The sequence below is a fragment of the Corynebacterium sp. 13CS0277 genome, assembly GCF_002994655.1.
Classification (GTDB): domain Bacteria; phylum Actinomycetota; class Actinomycetes; order Mycobacteriales; family Mycobacteriaceae; genus Corynebacterium.
Map to the genome: position 1 here is coordinate 86282 of NZ_PPDL01000008.1, position 18907 is coordinate 105188.

Below are 18907 nucleotides of genomic sequence, written 5' to 3' on the forward strand. Positions count from 1 at the left end.
CGGTGGTCTCCCTCCGGTGCGGGGGCTGGGTGCGGGTTTAGAACAGGGCGGGAGACGGGTAGGGGGCTGCCGGGTAGGCGGGTGCCGGGTAGGTGGGGGTGGGGTTGGTGCCCAGGGCGGTGGAGAGCCTCCCGGGGCGGGTGATGAGGTCAATGATGCGCACCTCTAGCCACCTCCAGGTGCGGCGGTCCAGGATGCCGGATTCGACGTCGAGGCCATAGATTTCGTGGAGGTCGCACTCGATGGCGTTCCACTGGGAGAGGACGGCACCCCAGGTGATGGTGGGGGTGCCGTCCTCTGCTGGGGTGGGGTTGTACCACTCCCGGATGCCGTAGTCGGCGAGCCAGGGGCCGCCGCCGGGGTCGTCTGCCGCGTAGGCCCCGGGGCGGGGGTCGTACCACCCGTACTCGGGGTCGTAGATCAGTCCGTCGGCGCTTCGGCGGCTGCCGTCGGCTCCGATGCTTTTCCCTCCGGGGCGTCCGCGTTGTCGGCGTCGCCGGTGTCGGCCTCGTCGGTGGTGGTGCCGCTGCCCTTGTGGGCGTAGTTGATGGCGGCGTCCGGGGAGGCCCAGAAGTACAGGAACGTGGCGCTCAGCACGCGGTCGATGATGTTGAAGTCCACGCCCCGGGCGGTGAGGTCGGCGAGGACGCCACCGGAGAAGGTGCCGGTCTCCGGGTCGAAGGCGCTGCCCAGCAGCGGCGGCACGAACTGGAGCAGGTCGAGGTCGGTGGTCTGCTTGCCGGAGACTGCTGCGCGGAAGCGGAGCACCTCGGCTGCGGTGGGGGCGACGGCGTAGGGGTGGCCGTCGACGGTGAAGGTGAATGCGCTCTTCTCGGTGTAGGCGGTAAGTTCGCCAAGGTCGTGGGACACGGTGGGGCCTTTCGGTGGGGTGGGCGGGGTCGCTGCACAGTATGTGTCCCTGGGTGCTGCGGTCAGTGCCCACCCCGGCCCCGGCTACTTCACCACTCGGAGGTGGGGGCGTGTGGCGGGCTGCTGTGGCGGCCGGCTGGTTGGCGCGAAGGAGTACCGCTCGACTGGGATGCGGATGGGTTCTTTCCGCGTCCAACCGCGCGAGGACAGTTGTTTCCGCAGGGACAGGTGCCGGTCGGCGTCGATGATGCCGAGCGCCCTGGCGCGCTGCACGGTCGCTGCCAGGGAGATGAGGTACTGGCTTTTCACCCGGCCGTAGCCTTCGAGGCGGAGGCCTGCGGACACTGCCGCGCGGGCGTCCGTCTCTGGCAGTAGGAACGCCCCGGCGAAGAGGTTTGCCTCGTCCTCCCGCACCCGCACGTCGGTGGGCGGGTTGATGCTGTGCAGCACAAGGTGCCCGAGTTCGTGGGCGCGGGTGAACCGGACGCGGCCGCCGTCCTCGCACTCGGTCGTGGCGACGACGGGGCGTTGGCTGGCATCCCACGGGGAGGACACCCCGTCGATTTTGCTGAGGTCGAGGTGGGGGTTGGCGAGCTTGGCGACGGGGATGCGGGCTGTGGCCATGGCCCGGGTGACGTTGTGGACGGGGCCTGTCGGCTCGACGCGGAGGAGGTTGCGGGTGCGCTGCGCGATCTCCTCGATGGCTTGCAGGGGCAGTGCGGTTGTCCGCTGTCCCGCGTCGACGGCGACGGGCACCCAGGGGTGGGTGATGGCTGCGCGTGCGGTGGCCTCGATTTCGGCGAAGGTGGCGACCACGCCACGCTCGGTGACCTTGGGGAGCTTCTTGAGGCGAAGGTTGAGATCGTCGGCGGTGTAGGTAGGGGTGGGGCGGTCGAAGAAGCCCTCCGGGGTGTCGGGGAGCCGGCGGGCGCGTTCGATGACGCGCTGGGGATCGCGCTCGCCGCGTTCGGCGTAGCTGACCATCGACTGCGGCACCCCCAGGAGGTCGGCGAGTTGCTCCTGGTGGAGGTTGAGGTAGGCGCGGAGGTCTTTGATGCGCTGGGGGCTAGTTGGCGTTGTCGTCAATGTTCACGTCGTTCCTGGTGTCGGTGTGTAATCCGGCGTGATGGCATCCCCCCTGGGGTGATGGTATACCACGCTTTTTCACACCGGGGTGCGTGCAGACAACGCGAGGGCACCGACCTCGAGGGCCACCACTCACACACCCACAGCCCCGTAGCGCGCCCAGACACCCCACCCCCAAGCAAGTGCACCCCCGGGCCGGTTCAACGCGCCCACGGGGCCACAGGGCCGGATTTTGCACACCCCTACGCCCCACCGCCGACAGCAGCGACGGGCACCACCCGGGGGCGAGGCCCACGCCGACAGGCGGGGCCACACGCCCCTGCCCTACAAACACTCCCCCGTGCGGCTTGGGATGGGGGCGCGGTAGCGCCAACCCCAGACCCCACCCAGGGCAGCGCTTCCCACCCAACCCCTCGCGCGCGTACCCCCCTCTTATGGGTGGTCTTTTCTCTTGTCTTATATGTGCCCAAGTTTTTTAACAACCCGTACACAAGTATCTTTACAACCCCTGACCAGCCACTTTACCCGATCGGTAAAAGTTTCCCACCCGTTGCCCCTGCTAGTGGGCACAACACCCCACCCCACCACACCAGCCCCCAACCCCACCCGTACCCAAATATCTTTACAACCCCTGACCAGGGGTTTTACCCCGCACCCAAAAAAGCAAAGCACCCCGCACCCTCGTCGAGTGACGTCCGCCGGAAATCAGTAGCGGCTCGCCACTCCACGGAGGAGTGCGGGGTGCAGGGGGTGTAGTTAACCGAGTGGTACGGGAAGGGGATTCGCCGCCGGGGGTGGTTCCCCGGCCTTAGCGCAGGGTGATGTTGGTGTACTGCCCGCTGTCGATGAGCTGGGCGGCGACGTCCACGGCCTCCTGCAAGCGGGAGACGAGGCGCTCGGCCTGGGTGATGGTGAACCCGACGGAGTGCCAGCGGTTGCCGTCGATGGCGACGTCAATCATCGTGAAGTTGTCCTCCGGGTCGTGGGAGACGTCCACGATGACGTGGGCGAGCGGGTCAGGGCAGGTGATGTGAGGCTGGCCGCCGCACTTGTCGCGGTTGTTCGGCTCGCTGTAGGTGGTCTTCACTTGATGAGTCCCTTCTTGGTCCAATCGTCGCGGATCATGGTGATCCAGGGAACGCTGCTGGGGAGCAGGTAGGTGGTGTGGCTGATGCCGATGGTGCCGTCGGCCTTGTCGAACATCCGGGTCTTGACCTGGAAGTACCGCTCATACTTGGCGTACGGGGTGTTGTGGAGCTGGCCTCCGGTGATGAGGATGCCGTCCTCGCGGAGCAGCCGGTAGAACGTCTGCTGGGGTACGCGGAGGATTTTGGCCACGGTACGGAGTCCGATGAGGCCGTCGGCGTCCATGAACTCGCGGGCGGCCTTGTTGTTGAGGCGCTCGGTCCACAGGTCGCAGGCGAGTTCCACCACTTGGGCCTCGTTGGAGGCGATTTCGGCGAGGAGCTGCTCGTTTTCGGACTTGAGGTCCTCGGCGAGGGCTGCCTGCTGGGCGGCGACTTGGAGGGCTTGGGCGTAGGTGGTGGGGATGGCCCACTGCCCGGTGCCGGTGCTGTCGTCGTTGGTGGGTGCTTGGCCGGTTTCGGCTTGGCGGGTGCGGATGGCGAAGTAGGCTTGCGCGGCGGCGACTTCGAGCTTGTTGGGGTCGCCGTTCATGGCGACGAGGTAGGCGGCGAACCGCGACAGCTCGTAGTCTTCCTGGGCCGGGCCGCGCTTCCCGGAAACTTTAGGCGATCGCCTAAAGTTTCCCTCTAGCTGGGCGTTCTGGTTCTCCGCGGCCTTCATGGCTCGGGTGAGGGGCTTCTGAAAATCGCCCCACCTGGGGTACCCCATGAGGGTCATGAGGTCGCGGGCGGACCAGTACTCGGTGCCATCTTCACGCACGTGACGGTGGTCGTCGAAGGGGGAAACGTTTGCCTCGCTAGCAACGTCGCTGATAGCGTGAGACTCACGCGGAGCCTCTACGGCTTTGTTTTGGTTGAGGCCCTTCACCTCTGGCGCGGCAACGCCAGACTCCAGGTGGAGGGTCTTCTGCATGTTCGAGGACATGCCTTCTCCTTAATTTTTCGAAGGGGCACCACCCGTTGAGGTGGTGCAGGTAGATGCGGTGGCGAACTCCTCCCGTACGTAATCGGATTAACTACGCGCCTATTTTAACCTAGAGACGCGTGCTAGAGCTAATCCGCATGCAAACATCCATGCAGGCCACAGATTTGCGATTTTCACCACACGCGCAAGCGCTTTCGACAGGCCACTCTACGTCACCATGCGGATACACTCCGAACTAGCCCTGCCGCACACTAGCTGAGCTGCTGTTTTACCCGCTACGCTGCCTGCCATGAGCGAAGAGACACCCCCCACCGCCGAGGGGACAAGCCTGGGCGACTACCTCCGTACCTTCCTCCCCGACGAAGAGCTGCCAGAGGACGAGCGCGCCGCTCGACGGGCACAGTGCGACGCCATCGTCAACCGCACTGTCACTTGGCTCGACCGGGACATGGACTGGCGGATCCCGTACGGGTACGTAGACCTAGCCGGCCGCATCGACGGCAAGCACTTCCGGGAGTACACCGACACCGTGAAGCAGCTCAAGCGGGAGGGGAGGCTAGAGGAGGCACTAGCCCTCCAGCTGCGCATTCTGGAGGCCGCGAACCGCTACCACCAGGCCAGCTACGAACTCATTTCAGTTCCACACCGCCGCGACTGTGAGCGCGAGGGGTGGCAACTGCCGAACTTGCAGGCCATCACCCACCACCGGAATACCATCGACACCGCGATCATCTACCGCAAGCTCAAGGACTACGACGGGGAGATCGCCGTCCTTGAGGGCTACCTCGACTACAACAGCGTGCTACCCGAGTTTGCAGACTCGTTCTGCCGTGTGCTTGTCGAGGAGCGGCTGGCGAAGGCGCGCCAGTTGAAGGCCAAGGCCGAGGCACGGCAAAGCCCCCAGGGTTAACAACCCCGGGGGCACCAGCCCTAGCAGGCGTCTACGCCGCCGCGTAGGGCACGGACGCCTTCGTGACGGCGTCGGTAAGCACCGGCTTGATGCGGCGCGGCGCGCACGAGGACTGCAAGTTCGCGGTGAACGTACGCATGTCGTTCGCGCCGCCGTCGTTGGTGGTGAAGGTGTTCGTCGCGGTCATCTCCCACCCCTCGTCGGTGCCGTCAGTACGCCAGACGCGGACGTCCAGCTGCCCCTCGGCACCCAGCTCGATGCCGGTGTCGTAGAGCAACTTCTGGGACGGCTCCAGCTCCTTGGCGTTGCGCACGACGGCGAACTTGCCGTTGCACACGACGGTGAGCTTACGGCTGGTCTTCACCTGGGACTCCCAGCCGTCGGAGTCGAGGTCGGAGGCGTCCACCGCAGACGTCTCAATGTTGACGGAGATCGTGTCGAGACCGCGCACGAACTTCCACGCGGAGTCGCCGTCGCCGGTCTTCTTGATCTGCAAGGCCCAATTTCGGTTGAGCAGCTTGTTCAGCTCACAGGAGCCGGGGGCCGTGGCGACAGTGGCAGCAGCCATTTAGTCCTCCTAGTCGGGGGCCAGCAGGAGCAGCCGATACACATCGGCCCGCTGCCACCGGCGGTTCTGGTCGTGGTGTAGTGCCCCCATCTGCGTGCGCCTGGAGAGTAACACCCGCTGGGCGGCGGTCAGTGGGAACCCCTGTCGGTCGTGCAGCGCGGCGAACGCGCCACCCATGATCCGCCTGAGCGCCTCCATGTCCCAGGGGGCTGCGCGGCCTGTCAGGGATACAAGGTAGGTGGGGTTGGCGTCGTCGCCGTCGCGGTCCTCCATGAGCACGCGTACGGCGATGGCGGCATCCGGCTGGTCTGGCAGGAACCCGAGGAACACTGCGGGGGTGTCCCCTGGTGCCTGCTGGTCGTCGTCGGGGTGGCGGCACAGCCCCACCGAGTGCAGGTAGGTGGCGAGTTGGTAGTCGAGGCCGTCGTGGCTGGCGCAGCCGACGGCGGTGGTTGTCCCGGTCACCGTGTGCCCCTTTCGATGGCAGCCTCCAGGATGGCGGCGACGCGCGGCTTCAGATCCTCGGCTGCGGACTCCAGGTACTTCGCCTGTCCCTCTAGGTGGGTCCAGGTCAGCTCCTCGTGCTGGCGGTTCGCGTACGGCAGGTTGTAGTGAATCACGCCGTGGAATACGCCGCCCTCTTCCGTGAGCATGACCTCGGCGGAGTCGCGGAGTGTGCCCTCCCGGTACGGCGTCCTCCCCTTGGCCTCTTTCGTCACTTCGTCGAGTGCGTCCTGGGTGCCCTTCTGCACGTGAGTGACAAGGTCCGCCTTCGCGGCCTCAAACACTGCCCTGACATCCATCAGCGCACCACCACCCGCACATGATCCGGTGTCAGCCCATTACCCGACACAGCACGCCCAGCAGACACGACCTCCAGCCGCCGGCCCCGGCCAAACACACCCGGGGCCTCCAGCACGTCACCCACCTTGGGCAGCGGGCCGTCAGGACGCCAGCAAATCCGCGCAGCGCCGACAACCTCCTCGCCACCCTCCGCACCGGCGACACGCTCCGACGTCAGCCGCACACTCGCCTCCACACGCTCCACCCCACCAGGAGTGAAACCCGAGGCGGTACGCACCCCGGGGGCGTGCACCAGCACCTCCTCGGTGAACCACCGGCGGTAGAAGTCCTCTAGTACGCGATCCACGGCAGCGCACCCCCCAACAGGCCAGCAGCATCCAGCACGGCCTCCACCTCCACCGGCACCCCACCCGCCAGCAGCAGCCCCAGGGCCTCCTGCCCGGCGGAAACGTCCACCGTGACGCTCGCCCCATCAATGGACGACTGGGTGACCACAGGGGACGCGCCCGCCCCACCGTCCGCCAGCCGGTCGACAACACCGGCGCGCACCAGCACCGACACCCACAGGGCGGCCGCGTGGCGGAACACGTCCTCGAAGCCGCCGGCAGGCAACCCCTCCGGGGTGGTGGGGTACACCGCAGCGCGAGTAACCACCCGCAGCCTGGCAGACACGAACGCCAAGGCGCGTGCCAGCACCACATCAGTGGGCGGCGGCTCCACCCCCTCCAGCAGGGGGCGAACATCCTCCACCCCCGCATACACAGTCAGCATGTTGAAAGCTCCTTCGCTTGTAGTGGTCGGCCGCTACACCTGGCTCGGGTCGTCGAACCACGCCATCGCCAGCTCCTCCACCCGGCTAGCCATCTCCGGCTCACGGGCGAACATGTCCCCCACCAGGTTGAACATCTCGCCGGTCTCCAGGATGAGGTCCGGGGTATCCACGCCCATCACGCCGAGGAGGCGCTGCGGGGACGGACGCCCAAGGAACGCGGCGAGGTTGTATTCCTCCCGGCCGAGGTACTGGTAGGCCATGAAGGTGCCGAACTTGGCCAGCTCGGACAGGTCGTCGAACACGCCGGGGTTGTAGACGTAGACGGCTTCCCCGGTGGGGCAGTCGACGCCCCAGTAGAGGGACTCGTCGAACTGGAAGCCATCGTCGGCGATTTCGGGGATGGTGGGGGCTTCGGTGGCGTCGTCCTCGTTGTCGGCGTCGGTGTCTTCGCCTGCGGTGTCCTCGGTGCCGCCGGTTGCCTCGGGGGTGGTGTCACCGCCGGCGGGTGCGGGGTCCCCGGGGGTGGTGGTGTCGGGGTCGCGGGTGTCCTGCTGGGCGGTGTCCTCCGGTGCCTGCTGTTCGTCGTCGGCACCTTCCTCGGCCTCCTCGACGTCGTCGGTATCGGTGTCGGTGTCGCCGGGGGTGTCCTCGACGTCGCCAGCCTCGTCAACATCACCCGGGGCGTCGTCCTCGGTGTCCTCGGCGTCGTGGTCGTCTCCGGCCTCACCCACAGGGTCCTCGCCCACGGGGGCCGGATCCTCGACGTCGGTGTCCTCCACGCCCGGGTCCTCGACACCGGCGTCAGCGTCATCGCCCTCGTCGGCGGGGTCCTCCACCGGCACCGCCGGGTCCTCCTCCCCACCAGGGGCACCATCCTCGCCGCCAGCAGCGCCCACAGCGCCCTCAGAGTCCACCGCCGGGCCTTCCACCCCAACAGACTCCTCCGAGCCGTCAGGCGCGCCGACAGCGCCGTCCTCGGCGGCACCAGCGCCCGGGGTGCCGTCCCCGACGGTGTCGGTCTCCTCGGTGGTCTCCTCGACAGCCTCCGCACCCTCGGTGCCCTTGGTGTCCTTGGTGTCGTCGGCAGGGGCCTCAGGCTCCACCAACTCCACCAACTGCGGAGCAGGCAACCCCAACGCCCCCACCAGGCCCGCCAACGCACCCTCCAACACCCGCGCCAGCCCCTCCACACGCGCAGCCTGCACCACCGAGCCGCCATGCACATCCCCCGCATCAAACAACGTCGGCACCACCAACGCGCCCACCGGCACACCCGCACCACCAGACAACGCACCATCGCCGCCCAGCCCCTGCGCGCACGCAAACAGCAGGGCATTCGCCACCCCCGCCGACACGTCAGCGACAGCCCCCTCCACATGCCGCTCCCACACCGGCACACCAGACACCACCGTCTCCGGCGACAACCCCAACAACACCCCGGCTGTAAACCCGGAGGCACCAGGATGCGACGCCAAGTAATCCGGCCCCACCCGGCCACCCACCCGCACACCAGCAGACAGGTAATTCCACGCCCCCAGCACAGGGCGGAAACGATCCTCCACCTCCCCATCCAGGAGGAACAGCACCCCCGCCACACCCTCACCCTCCGGCGGGCGCACAGCACCCTCCACCCCTGCCGCATACGCGCCGCCCACCACACGCCGCGTAGACGCAGGCGACGCCACCTCCCCCAACAGCGCAGCCCGCACATCCTCCAACGCCTGGGACGGGCGCACCGGGAACACATCCACCAGCACCTCCCCCACCTGGGTCGGCACGCGACGCGCCACCTCCCACACCGGCCACGGCCGAGCCTCCGCCTCGTCACGGAACGCAAACACAGCAATAGAACGCATAACCCCTCCTCAAGGGCAAGTAGTGATACACGAAAGGAGGGGCGCGCCACCAGGCACGCACCCTCCTCCCACGATGGTTATCCACCCACCGGCACTAGCCGTGGGTCTTGTTGTACTGGCGGGTGTAGTAATCCACCAGCAAATCCAGGTGACGCCACCCGCCATCGGTCGGGTTGGTGCCCACATCCAGGCTCTGCCACTCCGGGGTATCGAAGATGTCCTCCGTATCCCAGTAGCCCAAGTCGCTGAAGCCCACCATGCGGGCCACAGGCCCCTCCGCCAGGAAGTAGCTCACCGCCTCGTACTGGCTGGGGTACTGGGGTGCCTGCGGGTGCTCGTAAATCGCCTCACCCAACAGGAACGCCATACGGCCCTCGAGGTCGTGCTGGTAGGACTCGGCCACCGACTGGGCCAGGGTTCCGGCCCCCTGCTTGTCCGCACCCCACCAGCCGTCAGGCCCGTAGGCGGGGTCGTAGTAGTCATCACTGAAGAGGATCTCCTCCTCAGTCGGCTCCTTCGCCCCGTCGGGGGTGCCCGCATCCGCGTCACCCTCACCGGCACCACCATCGGCACCGGCCTTACCGCCACCGTCACCGGCAGGCGGCTCGGCACCCCCACCCTCAGGCGGGGACACCGGGGGCTGACCACCAGCCCCCTGCCCTGCTGCTGCACCAGGCCCAGCGGCACCACCAGACACCGGCGGCACCCCGGGGGCGCGCATCTAAGCAGGCTCGACGATCTCCGCGTCCACCGTCACCAGACCCTCCGGCCGGAACGCCTTCGCCCCGTACACCATCAGGCCCTTCACAATGTCAGCGAAGCGCTTCTCCTCCCGGGTCGTCTCCACCCGGGTGATCTGGTTGACGAACGTGACCGCCTGCGGCACACCCGCGATGATGGTCTCCTTCTTGCCGTTGACGGGCACGTTGTTGGAAACCAGGATGTCCATACCCAAGGCGCGGCCAACGATGCCGTTCCGCAGGCCCTCGGTCGTGCCGGAACCGTCGACGCGGGTGAAACGCGGGTCCATCATCAGCGCCGAGTAGAAGCCGGACCCGACCACACAGAACCGGCCGTCGGTCGGCACGGACTCCTGGTTGAGCGCCGCCGCCATCTTCACCAGCGTCTTGTAGGCGGACTGCTGGCCTTCGCCGACACGCTGCGGGTCATCGTCGACAACCTTCACCGCGCCCAGCTTCGTCTTCGCGTCCTTCTTCAGCACGCCCGCCAGGTAGCGGTCCACGCCATCGCGCAGCGCGATGGACGCCTGACGGGTAGCCGGGTCCTTCAGCGGGCCGGCCGCCTGCAACGCGGACACGTCCTCCACGCGGAACGCGAAGTACTGGCCCTGGTCCACGGTCAGCGTCGCATCGGTGACCGTCAGGTCCTCGATCTCCAGGTCCGCGTTCGCGTCGTAGGCGCGCACCGTCGGCGCACCAATCTGCCCCACGTGGACGGTGTCACCAACCTGGGCGACCTGCCCCGAGTAGGTGCTGTTCACGATGGACGCCTGCCCGTACACCAGGGACTTCTCGAAAGGTTCCATCAGGGCCGCAGCCCACACCTCGGGAATGAACGGGGTGATACCTGCTGTGGTGATAGCCATGTTTGCCTCCTAGGCTTCGACGCGGCCCTCCCGGGCCGCCTTGTTGATTTCGTCCCACCGGCCAGCAGCAGCCCACTCGGCCAACTGCTCCGGCGTCACCACCCCCGGCTTCCTCTCCGGGGACGGCTCGGCCTGCACGCCACTAGTACGGGCTACCACCTGGGTACGTACCTGCGGGTGCTCAGCCACCACAGACTCCATCACCTCCGCCACCTGGGCGTCGAAGTCATCGGCCTGCGGGTCAAGCGCATCCAGCCGCCCCAGCCCACGCGCCAGCGGCACGGCAAGGGCAGCATCAGCTCCGGCACGCTGGGCGGCGGCCTGCACCGCCTGCGTCACCGCATAGTCCCGGAGGCGGGCCGTAGCCTCATCACGCTCACGCTCCAACGCGGCGATCCGCTCCTCCGGGGAAACGTCTTCCCCACTATCACCCCCAGCCAGCCGGGACAGCCCCTCCATGAGGGACTCCAGGCGGGCCTCCTGCTCCGCGAGCTTCTTCTCCGCGTCGCGCAGCCCAGTGCGATACCGGGCCGACTCGGCGCGGAGCTTCTTCACCTGCTCGTCGCCGGCACTGTCGTCACCGTGCCCCTCGGGGTGCTCCAAACCAGCCTCGGGGCGTCCCGTGTCGGGTGCGGGCGAGCCGTCTCCCTGCTCGACCGTGCCGTGCCCTTCGCTCGCGGCGTCCTCCGTCACGGGGGTGGTGTTGTCAGCATCAGCGTCCACAGGTGTGCTCCCTTGCAGGTGGGGGTGATAGGTGGGGGGTGTGGCCCCGGCCCCTTGGTGCGGGGTTGCGGTGGGGTGTGTGATTCCGGGGCAGTGCACGCTGAACCGTTGTCACACCGTTGCCGCCGCCCCGCCGTGTGGAGGGGTGGGGGCCACGTGCCGCATGATGCCATGGGTGGGGGTGCGGTCAGTTGGCGGTGCGTGTGCCGGGGTGTGGGCATGAGAAAACCCGCCCCTGGGGGGTGGGGCGGGCTATGGGGTGACGCTTAGAGCGGGGTGTAGGTGAAGCTGTCGACCGGGACGATACGTTGCAGGTCTGGGTACAGCTCTGGGTAATTCGGCGGCGGGGTGAGCCTCCGAGCCCGCATTCCGGCCCACCGGCGCACCGGCCAGTTCGGGTATTCGCGGTCAACCCCGAGGACGTCGAACACATAGAAGCCTTCCCTCGCGAGGTACTCAAGGTAAAGCGCCCTCAACTCGGGGGACGCCTCCATGCGCTTCCGCATGGCCTCACGCTCGGCGTCGTAGTCGTCAATCGATGGGCAGGCCCAGGTTTTCATCATTTCCGGAGTCACGTCACCGATCCACTTGTCGAAGATCCTGTCGCCCTCGTCGATGTAGCCATCAAAAGTAGAGTTCTGTGCCTTCATCATGCACAGTACCTCCCCGTCTGCCAGGAAGGCGTGTGCTTTCCACAGCTCGGTGGCATCGGCAACCCACGCCTGGTCGACCACCTCGCAGACAGTGTCCTCACACCACTGGGCCAGCCGGTCGTCTGGCCACGGCACCGGCGACTCGCCGGCCGTTGTCAGCGGTGGCAGCGTCTCACCCGTAGGCAGGAACGTACACCACCGATCCTCCTCGAAGAAGGCCACGGCAAACACCTCCGGTGGGTAGTTCGGGTCGCGAGGCTCTAGAACCCTCACGACGTACACCCAGGCGGGGCCGTCGACGTCGAAGAACGAAACAGGGGGGTTAGACACGTTGCTCCTTTACTGTGCAGAACGCAATTATACCTCCCCTATTTTGCTCCACGCGGTTCACCGTGAAGACAGTTTGCCGGGGCAGCAGGAACTCCCGCTCGCCAGGAACGTCGGTGACTGGTGTGGAGCCGAACTTACCCGCGTCGAGATAAATCCCCTTGGTGCCCGCCGGCGCCTCGATCACCATCGTGATCTCTTTCGACATGGCCGGGTTTGCGGACACACTGGTGGACATGTACCCGTACTCGATGAAGTCGTGCCCCACGATAGACTGCGGGTCCGCCTCGGCGTCGAACACCCTGCCAGGGCTGTCAACGCACGTGGTAGCAAACTGGCCCCCACGGGTTCCGCGCGTCACCGTGACACTCCGGTCGAGGCGGGGGGACGCCTCGATGGCGCGATCGATGCCCGCCGCCGCTTCGTGGTGGACCGTACCGTGACTCTCGCGCTCGCTACCGTTGATATCCTGGTAGGCGGGGCCAGTGTAGGTTTTGGTCGCCTTGTACTCCTCGAGCGGCAGGCGCGAAGCCTCCGCCTGGTAACGCGTCGCAAACACCCTCGCGAACTTTTCATCACTCCACTGGACCGGTGTCTCATCCAAGGTTCGGCGAAACTCCCCAGTGTCGTCCACCAGGCGGCGCTCGTTCCAGTCCCACGTTTTCCGCCCACGGGCTGCCAGCTCCGCGCGCGCCTCGGCGACCGCCCCGTCACGTAGGCCAGACCCCGGAGTACCGCCCACACCGTAGAGGTCGTTCTCCATCAACGCGACCTTGAAGTGCGCGTCGTCAACCGGCATCCGGTGCCGCCTCGCCCAGCCCTCCAAGGCCTCCGAGTGGTCACCGTGGTAGCCAGCGGTGCGGAGCTGCGCGATGTACCGCAGCTCATGGTCCGCCGCCTCCGTAGGAGTGAGCACCAGGTGCCCCTGGCCCCACGACGCGTTTTCACCATTGGCACCAAAGGTCGCCATCGGGGCCTTAGTGAACCGCCCAGGGGTCTTCTCCCCACTAGTGAATTCCCACTCTAGGCGGCCGCTGACCGGGTGACGGATATCGTCAACCGCGATCCTCCCCCGACCCGCCACGCGGCTGAGCGCCGCGTAGTCGTCGAACGCAAAGTCAGCATCACGCCACGCCAGCGCCTCTCTCATCTCATCCGGATCCCACCTGACTTTTTTGTGCTTAATGTGTGCCTTATCCGGCAGCTCGGCAAATGCCTTGGCGGCACGTTCGCCGCCTCGCATCAGCACCTGCCCAAACTCTGCCGGGGGCACACCCAGCTCGTCGCGCAGGATCGACAACATCTGGGCCTGGGCCTCCGGCACACCCAACTGCCCCAGCAGCACCACCGAGTGGGCGGCCTGATCGTAGGTGGGAACGTCCAGCTCAAAGAACTCCCGCTCCAGCAGCGCACGAGCCTCAGCCGCATCGCCCATCGCCCCAGCCTTCGCCATACGGGCCGCCAGCTCGTCCCCGTCGACACCGTAGACGCGCGCGGCAATACCCCGCACGTAGTAGCCCTCCGCGCCGCCCTCCGCCGACACAGACGCCAGCGCACGGGCGGTAGCGTCCGTCAGCTGCGGCGCACGCCGCTCAGGCCACGGGGCGAGCTGCCCCACGGCAGGCGAAGCGGGCATCGGCGGCATCGCCTTCAACGCCTCCGCCTCGAAGCCCTTCAACGACTCCCGCACACCAGCACGCCCACGCCACAACCGCTCACGGTCATACCGGCGCACCAGCAGCCCCTCATGGGCCGCCACATGCTCCCGCACACGCCCCTGCCACTGACGCACCTTCCCACGCGCATACGCCCGCTCACTTGGTGTCGACGCCGCAGCCTCACGCCGCTTCCACCGCCGCACACCCCGCTCCAGGTACCGCTGCCGCTGCGTCGCCTCATACTCCCCCTCCGGCTGCTCCGCCGGCGGCTCCACCCGCATCCCCGGCACATACGCACTATCCGTATGTCGGCAGTTCGGGTGGTGGTAGCCGGCCGCCAACGCGTCGTCCCACGTGGCTACCGCCTCCACCTCCACCTGCGCGCCCGTCGCCGGATCCTCCACCACCCTGCGCCCAGCAGGCCCCGAGACCGCCAGCAGGCGGCCCTGGAACGGCAAACACAGGTCCGAGCACCCCTTGTGCCGGGACACCAACACCAGGCCCACACCGCGCTGCCGGTAGCCCTCCACGCGCCCAAAGTTCCGGGCACGGTTCATCCCCGTACGCACCGTCATCTCCGCGTACGAGTCGATACCCCACCGCCGGCCCAGCTTGTCGCGGAACCCATCCACACCCTCATCGGCGAACCGGTCCAGCGCCGCCTGCATCACCTGCACACGAGTCTGCGCCTGCGGCATCGACACCGCCAACGTCGTCGCCACCACCCTGCGGTACACCCCCTCCACGCTCCGCAGGATCGCCCGATGCTGCTCCGCCACAGCCTCCCGCACCTCCCGCACCGTCTGCACCAGCCCGGCGTGGGAGAACCCCTGCGGCAGCTGCCCACCACTGGTCTCCCAGAACGCCTCCACGTAGGCCCGCCCCAGCGCCTCCTCCGTCAGCTCCCCGGTACCCTGCTGCACCTCCCGCAGGATGCCCTCTACGCGCCGCCGCAACGCCGCCACACCCACACCCTGCCGCCCCAGGTACTCGGCAGTACCCGCAGCCTCCCGGCGCACCGCATCCGCCAGCGCGGCCGTAATCTCCACCGAGGCCGCCGCGTACACCGCACCTAGCAGCTCCGCAAACTCGTAATCCACCCCGGCCAACCTTCCTCTACCCTGCTCGTCCTACATCCCATCCGGGGGCATCAACCCCAAGGGGTCTCCCCCGCCGGCCTCCTCCGCGCGGATGCGCTGCACCTCGGTGGCACACTGCTCCGGCGTCCACTCCGGGTGCATCCGCTCCACGACGTACTCCGTCGACACCGCCCTAGCGTCCCGCAGCTCCCGCAGCGTCTGCGCCTTGTCCAGCTCCGTGTCCTGCACCGGCTCCGTCAGCGCCACGTTCACCGGCCGCGTCAACGGCGCGTACCCCCGCAGGGCAGCATCCACACCAACCCACGCGGTGACGAGCTGAGACAACCCAGCACGCCACATGCGGGCCTTCCGCCTCCACGTGTTCAGCGTCGCCGTGGACCGGGCACGAATCTCCGTCGCCGTCATCGCCCCCTGCCCCGGGTCCTGCCCCACCGTGATCGGCGACAGCCCCACCGCGTCGAACGCCCGCCGCGTCGCCACCTGCAAGGCCTGCTCGTACTCGGCTACACGCATCTGGAACTGGACCTGCTGAATCGTGGACCCACCATCCAGTCCCGTCGTAGCCAGCGGCCACACGTCACGCCCCCAGTCGAACGACAGGCCCCGCCCCGGCCCCGCATCCTGCATGTACTCCTCCGACACCAGCAGGCGGGCGCGGGCGGAATCCACCTCGTGTAGCAGGTCCGTGTAGATCTTGTCGATGTCTGCCCACACGTCGCCGGCGGCGGCGATATCGGACAACCCAAGGCCGCGCAGCTGCGGCCGGTCACGCCACGTCGGGTTGCCATCAATGTTGGGGATCAGTACCGCAGTCATGTGGGCGGTACCCGTCCGCACCCCACCCTCGGCGTCGACAAGGTCGGCGAGGAACGCCGCGCTCGGGTGCTCCGTCAACGGCATCAGCTGCCCCAGGTTGTCCCCACTGCCCCGGTAGAGGGCGTAGTCAATCCGGCCGGGGGTGTGCCGCTGCAACAGCCTCCACACCCCACCCCGCCGGCCCTCGGGGTCCTCGAACGCATCCCAGAAAGTGATCGCCGCCGGCCGCCCATGCCGCCACTCCACCACACCCCGGTCGGCGTCCACCCACTCCACCCACGGGGTGGGCCGCACCTCGGTGTCCCACACCACCCGGCCAAACACCCACCCCAGGCCGGCGCAGTACATGGCGGCGCGGGTCAGCTGGGCCGCCCACTCGTCGGTGGTGGTCTCCTCGACGAGCAGCTGCTCCGCCTCCGCATTCGCCTCGTCCTCCGGGTGCAGGGTGATCGCCGGCGGGGTACCCACCAGCAGGTTCGCCGACGCGGCGCACACCGCCAACGGCACCGGCAGATGCCGGTCAATCGTCGCCGACCCCGGGGTGCGGCGCGGCTTGCCGTACACCGCGCGGGCGGCCGCACCCCCGAGGCCACCGTTGAACTGCCAGGGGGTGCTCGCCGCCTGCTGGCGTGGGGCACGGGCACGCGCCCGGATGCGGTCCATGTCGCCTGACAGCCAGGCACTGTCTGCGGCGATCTGGGTAAACGCGTCGGCAACAGCCTCCGGCGGCCACGGGGTGTTCGGTGCGGGCATACTCATGCACCCACGGCACCACACACCCCAGTGCGGTCAGTCCCCCAGGGTGATGAACTTGCGCCACACGTGCCGGCACGACGCGACCGCGTACCTCAGGGCATCCACGTGGTCGTCGTTCTCCTTGATGGGGGCGTCCACACCCCGCGCAGCCTTCTTCGCATCCCACCGGTACGACGACAGCTCCCCCGGCAGGTGCTCGCACACGTCCGACACCACCAGCTGCCGGTTGACGAGCAGCGAGTCCACCGTCCTGATGCCGTCCAGCACCCGGTTGTCGGCCTTGTGGGTGACGATGTGGCGGGCGCGCAGCTCCTCCCGGAACGACGCGGCCGCCGGGTCGCAGTAAATAAACCTTGGGGGTGCGGGGAGGCCCCGCAGCCACCGCTGCAAGTCGTCCGCGAGTTGGGCGTCAGTCAACCGGCGGTGCGCCCCCGTCTCCAAGTTCGGCGACCACTCGGCCACCACCCACAGGCGGCCGTCCACCCCCACCGCGAGCGCGTAGCCTGCTGTCGGGTGGTTGGTGCCGTAGTCGATGCCGACGGCGAGGATCTGCTCCAGCTCCGGCACCTGGGCATCCGGCACCAGCATCTGCTCAGGGTCCCAGCACTCGTACACCGCGCCCTCGGCGGCCACCCACTCCGCGAGAATCATCCGCCGGTAGAACAGTCCGGTGAAGGTGCGCTCCAGGCGCTCAACGTAGGAGCGGGGAAGCCACGGGTTGTCGTGCAGCAGGAACCGCTCGACGTGAATGTCGGGGTCCGTGGCCCGGTCCACCACCGTGGTCTTCAAGTAGTGGGACCCGGTACCGGGGTTACACGTCGCCAGCAGCGACGACTCCGGCAATGACAGGCGGGTGAGCAGCATGTCCCAAAACGACTGCGGCCACGTCACCGCCTCATCGCCAAGGCACGTCGCCACCGTCATGCCCTGAATCCGCTGCCAGGACCGCTCGTCGGACGCGCCGATGACGGACACCTCCACCCCAAGGATTCGTGCCGTTGGCGCACCCTGCTTGTACTTGATGTGCGGGGCGACCACCGCGAAGTCGTCGTGCGACAGCAGCGGCACGAAAAGGTTCCGCCAGATTGTGTCGCGGCTGAACCCGACGATGATGACCGCCCCGTCCCCCTCGTGCCCCGCGATGCGGGCGAGCAGCCACCACAGCGACGCGTGGGTCTTGGAGGCGCGCACGCTGCCGTACCAGAGGTTCACGGGCGCGGTCGAGCGGGCGAGCGCCTGTTTCTGGCGGGCGGACAACGGCACGTTTACTCCAGGGGGTCGGGCATCGGGTCAGGCAGGGTGGGGGTGTCGTCCAACTCCGGGGTGAAGGTGGCGACGGCATCCCGGATGGCCTCCCGCACGTCGACGGACGCCTCCACCTGGATGGAGTCGAGGCCTAGCAGGCGGGCGCGCCGCTCGATGATGCGCACCACCCTGTCGACGGCGCGGAGGTTGCCGCCCACCGCGTCCTCCCAGACTGCGCGTTGGAGGCGGTCGAGGCGGGCGAGTTCGAGTTGGCGGAGTTCAGTGGCCTCGGTGGCGGGGATAGCCCGGATTTCCCTGGCTATGTCTTTCCACGCGGTGCCCTGGCTGATGCCGAGCACCTGCCCGATTTCTGCGTAGGTTGCGCCTGCTAGGCGCATCTGTAGGGCGCGCTTTGCTCGTTCGGCGCGTTCGTGGTCTTTGGGTACGTTCTTTTTGCGTTTACCCATGGGGTTTGCCTTACTCCTTCTCCGGGGCTATCGGGCGCGTGTAGGCGTGAGGTATCCCAGCACCTTGGGGGGTGCGGTCAGGTGCGGAGGATCGCGGCGATCGTGTCGGCTGCCGCGTCGGGGTGGGTGACGGTGTGGACGGTGACGCCTGCGGGCGGGCGGGCTGCGAGGTTACGGGCGGCGGTGGCGCGGCCTTTCGCCCAGGATTCGGATTGGGGGGTGGTGTGGTGGGCTGCTGCCCTGTCGAGCGCCCATTGCCGCGCGTGGGGGTTGTCGATGTAGACGAGGTGCGTGTCGTATCCGGCCTTGGTGGCGGTGGTGAGGAACTTCGCGTTGGCGAGGCGTGCGCCTTCGGCGAGGATGGTGGGGGGTTGTTCGGGGGCGTGTGTGAGGTAGTTGCAGGCGGCGGTGTTGGCGTTCATGGGGAGTGCGTCGGTCCCGGAGAAGGTGGGGCGTCGTGCGCCGAGTTCGATGCCCCAGAGTGTGCCGTTGTCGAAGAGTGCGTCGCGGGCGGGGTATTGGTCTTTGGGCATGGGGGTGCGGTCGAGGTGGGCGGTGATGCGCCGCATGGTGGTGCTTTTGCCTGCGCCGGGCGGGCCGATGAGGTAGATGAGCTGCAT

21 protein-coding genes are annotated in these 18907 nt (G+C 67.7%); 1 reads left to right on the forward strand and 20 read right to left on the reverse strand.

Annotation, left to right across the window (positions count from 1 at the left end):
* Positions 1–37: 37 nt before the first annotated feature.
* The 5 genes from C1Y63_RS13180 to C1Y63_RS04720 all read right to left on the reverse strand — a co-directional run bounded on the left by C1Y63_RS13180 (position 38) and on the right by C1Y63_RS04720 (position 4026).
* Positions 38–163, reverse strand: a complete 126-nt coding sequence (locus C1Y63_RS13180; RefSeq protein WP_255414043.1) for a hypothetical protein — start codon at positions 161–163, stop codon at positions 38–40.
* Between the two features lie 257 nt (positions 164–420).
* Complete coding sequence (locus C1Y63_RS04705) at positions 421–870, reverse strand: hypothetical protein (RefSeq protein WP_106015316.1); 450 nt, start codon at positions 868–870, stop codon at positions 421–423.
* Between the two features lie 84 nt (positions 871–954).
* On the reverse strand, positions 955–1956 hold the full coding sequence (locus C1Y63_RS04710) for an ImmA/IrrE family metallo-endopeptidase (protein WP_106015317.1): 1002 nt from the start codon (positions 1954–1956) through the stop codon (positions 955–957).
* An 808-nt stretch (positions 1957–2764) separates the two neighbouring features.
* Positions 2765–3043 carry a hypothetical protein gene (locus tag C1Y63_RS04715; protein WP_106015318.1) on the reverse strand — a complete coding sequence of 93 codons (279 nt, stop codon included), beginning with the start codon at positions 3041–3043 and terminating at the stop codon, positions 2765–2767.
* On the reverse strand, positions 3040–4026 hold the full coding sequence (locus C1Y63_RS04720; protein ID WP_106015319.1) for a phage antirepressor KilAC domain-containing protein: 987 nt from the start codon (positions 4024–4026) through the stop codon (positions 3040–3042). The genes C1Y63_RS04715 and C1Y63_RS04720 overlap by 4 nt, the downstream gene beginning before the upstream one ends.
* Positions 4027–4315: 289 nt before the next feature.
* On the opposite strand from C1Y63_RS04720, the gene C1Y63_RS04725 reads away from it, so the two are divergent.
* Positions 4316–4936, forward strand: a complete 621-nt coding sequence (locus C1Y63_RS04725; RefSeq protein WP_106015320.1) for a hypothetical protein — start codon at positions 4316–4318, stop codon at positions 4934–4936.
* 31 nt (positions 4937–4967) lie between these two features.
* Here C1Y63_RS04725 and C1Y63_RS04730 read toward each other — a convergent pair whose 3' ends face one another.
* The 15 genes from C1Y63_RS04730 to C1Y63_RS04800 form a co-directional block, all read right to left on the reverse strand.
* Entirely contained in the window at positions 4968–5504 is a 537-nt protein-coding gene (locus C1Y63_RS04730) for a phage tail tube protein (RefSeq protein ID WP_106015321.1), read from the reverse strand.
* 9 nt (positions 5505–5513) lie between these two features.
* Positions 5514–5969 carry a hypothetical protein gene (locus tag C1Y63_RS04735; protein WP_106015322.1) on the reverse strand — a complete coding sequence of 152 codons (456 nt, stop codon included), beginning with the start codon at positions 5967–5969 and terminating at the stop codon, positions 5514–5516.
* Positions 5966–6307, reverse strand: a complete 342-nt coding sequence (locus C1Y63_RS04740) for an HK97 gp10 family phage protein (RefSeq protein WP_106015323.1) — start codon at positions 6305–6307, stop codon at positions 5966–5968. Before C1Y63_RS04740 ends, C1Y63_RS04735 begins: the two co-directional genes overlap by 4 nt.
* Positions 6307–6654, reverse strand: a complete 348-nt coding sequence (locus C1Y63_RS04745; protein WP_106015324.1) for a hypothetical protein — start codon at positions 6652–6654, stop codon at positions 6307–6309. Before C1Y63_RS04745 ends, C1Y63_RS04740 begins: the two co-directional genes overlap by 1 nt.
* Positions 6639–7079 carry a hypothetical protein gene (locus tag C1Y63_RS12660; protein ID WP_158256084.1) on the reverse strand — a complete coding sequence of 147 codons (441 nt, stop codon included), beginning with the start codon at positions 7077–7079 and terminating at the stop codon, positions 6639–6641. The genes C1Y63_RS04745 and C1Y63_RS12660 overlap by 16 nt, the downstream gene beginning before the upstream one ends.
* A 33-nt stretch (positions 7080–7112) precedes the next feature.
* Positions 7113–8936 (reverse strand): hypothetical protein, encoded by a 1824-nt coding sequence (locus tag C1Y63_RS04755; RefSeq protein WP_106015325.1) that lies wholly within the window; start codon positions 8934–8936, stop codon positions 7113–7115.
* Between the two features lie 94 nt (positions 8937–9030).
* Positions 9031–9570, reverse strand: a complete 540-nt coding sequence (locus tag C1Y63_RS04760; RefSeq protein WP_106015326.1) for a hypothetical protein — start codon at positions 9568–9570, stop codon at positions 9031–9033.
* Positions 9571–9657: 87 nt separating this feature from the next.
* A complete protein-coding gene (locus C1Y63_RS04765; protein WP_106015327.1) occupies positions 9658–10542 on the reverse strand; it encodes a phage capsid protein in 885 nt (294 codons plus the stop codon).
* 9 nt (positions 10543–10551) lie between these two features.
* Entirely contained in the window at positions 10552–11265 is a 714-nt protein-coding gene (locus C1Y63_RS04770; RefSeq protein WP_106015328.1) for a hypothetical protein, read from the reverse strand.
* Positions 11266–11531: 266 nt separating this feature from the next.
* Entirely contained in the window at positions 11532–12191 is a 660-nt protein-coding gene (locus C1Y63_RS04775; RefSeq protein ID WP_146128864.1) for a hypothetical protein, read from the reverse strand.
* 49 nt (positions 12192–12240) lie between these two features.
* Complete coding sequence (locus C1Y63_RS04780) at positions 12241–15003, reverse strand: phage minor capsid protein (protein ID WP_158256085.1); 2763 nt, start codon at positions 15001–15003, stop codon at positions 12241–12243.
* Positions 15004–15033: 30 nt separating this feature from the next.
* Entirely contained in the window at positions 15034–16578 is a 1545-nt protein-coding gene (locus C1Y63_RS04785) for a phage portal protein (protein WP_106015331.1), read from the reverse strand.
* 30 nt (positions 16579–16608) lie between these two features.
* Positions 16609–17838, reverse strand: coding sequence for a PBSX family phage terminase large subunit (locus C1Y63_RS04790; RefSeq protein WP_106015332.1), 1230 nt, complete (start codon positions 17836–17838; stop codon positions 16609–16611).
* A gap of 2 nt (positions 17839–17840) precedes the next feature.
* On the reverse strand, positions 17841–18287 hold the full coding sequence (locus C1Y63_RS04795) for a hypothetical protein (RefSeq protein WP_106015333.1): 447 nt from the start codon (positions 18285–18287) through the stop codon (positions 17841–17843).
* A 77-nt stretch (positions 18288–18364) separates the two neighbouring features.
* A complete protein-coding gene (locus C1Y63_RS04800) occupies positions 18365–18907 on the reverse strand; it encodes a P-loop-containing protein (RefSeq protein WP_106015334.1) in 543 nt (180 codons plus the stop codon).

Excerpts from the sequence above, each read along its gene's own strand:
- C1Y63_RS04765 (WP_106015327.1), bottom strand. The coding sequence starts at position 10,542 with ATGGCTATCACCACAGCAGGTATCACCCCGTTCATTCCCGAGGTGTGG.
- C1Y63_RS04725 (WP_106015320.1), top strand. The coding sequence starts at position 4,316 with ATGAGCGAAGAGACACCCCCCACCGCCGAGGGGACAAGCCTGGGCGAC.
- C1Y63_RS04785 (WP_106015331.1), bottom strand. The coding sequence starts at position 16,578 with ATGAGTATGCCCGCACCGAACACCCCGTGGCCGCCGGAGGCTGTTGCC.
- C1Y63_RS04755 (WP_106015325.1), bottom strand. The coding sequence starts at position 8,936 with ATGCGTTCTATTGCTGTGTTTGCGTTCCGTGACGAGGCGGAGGCTCGG.
- C1Y63_RS04730 (WP_106015321.1), bottom strand. The coding sequence starts at position 5,504 with ATGGCTGCTGCCACTGTCGCCACGGCCCCCGGCTCCTGTGAGCTGAAC.
- C1Y63_RS04740 (WP_106015323.1), bottom strand. The coding sequence starts at position 6,307 with ATGGATGTCAGGGCAGTGTTTGAGGCCGCGAAGGCGGACCTTGTCACT.
- C1Y63_RS04800 (WP_106015334.1), bottom strand. The coding sequence starts at position 18,907 with ATGCAGCTCATCTACCTCATCGGCCCGCCCGGCGCAGGCAAAAGCACC.
- C1Y63_RS12660 (WP_158256084.1), bottom strand. The coding sequence starts at position 7,079 with ATGCTGACTGTGTATGCGGGGGTGGAGGATGTTCGCCCCCTGCTGGAG.
- C1Y63_RS04720 (WP_106015319.1), bottom strand. The coding sequence starts at position 4,026 with ATGTCCTCGAACATGCAGAAGACCCTCCACCTGGAGTCTGGCGTTGCC.
- C1Y63_RS04795 (WP_106015333.1), bottom strand. The coding sequence starts at position 18,287 with ATGGGTAAACGCAAAAAGAACGTACCCAAAGACCACGAACGCGCCGAA.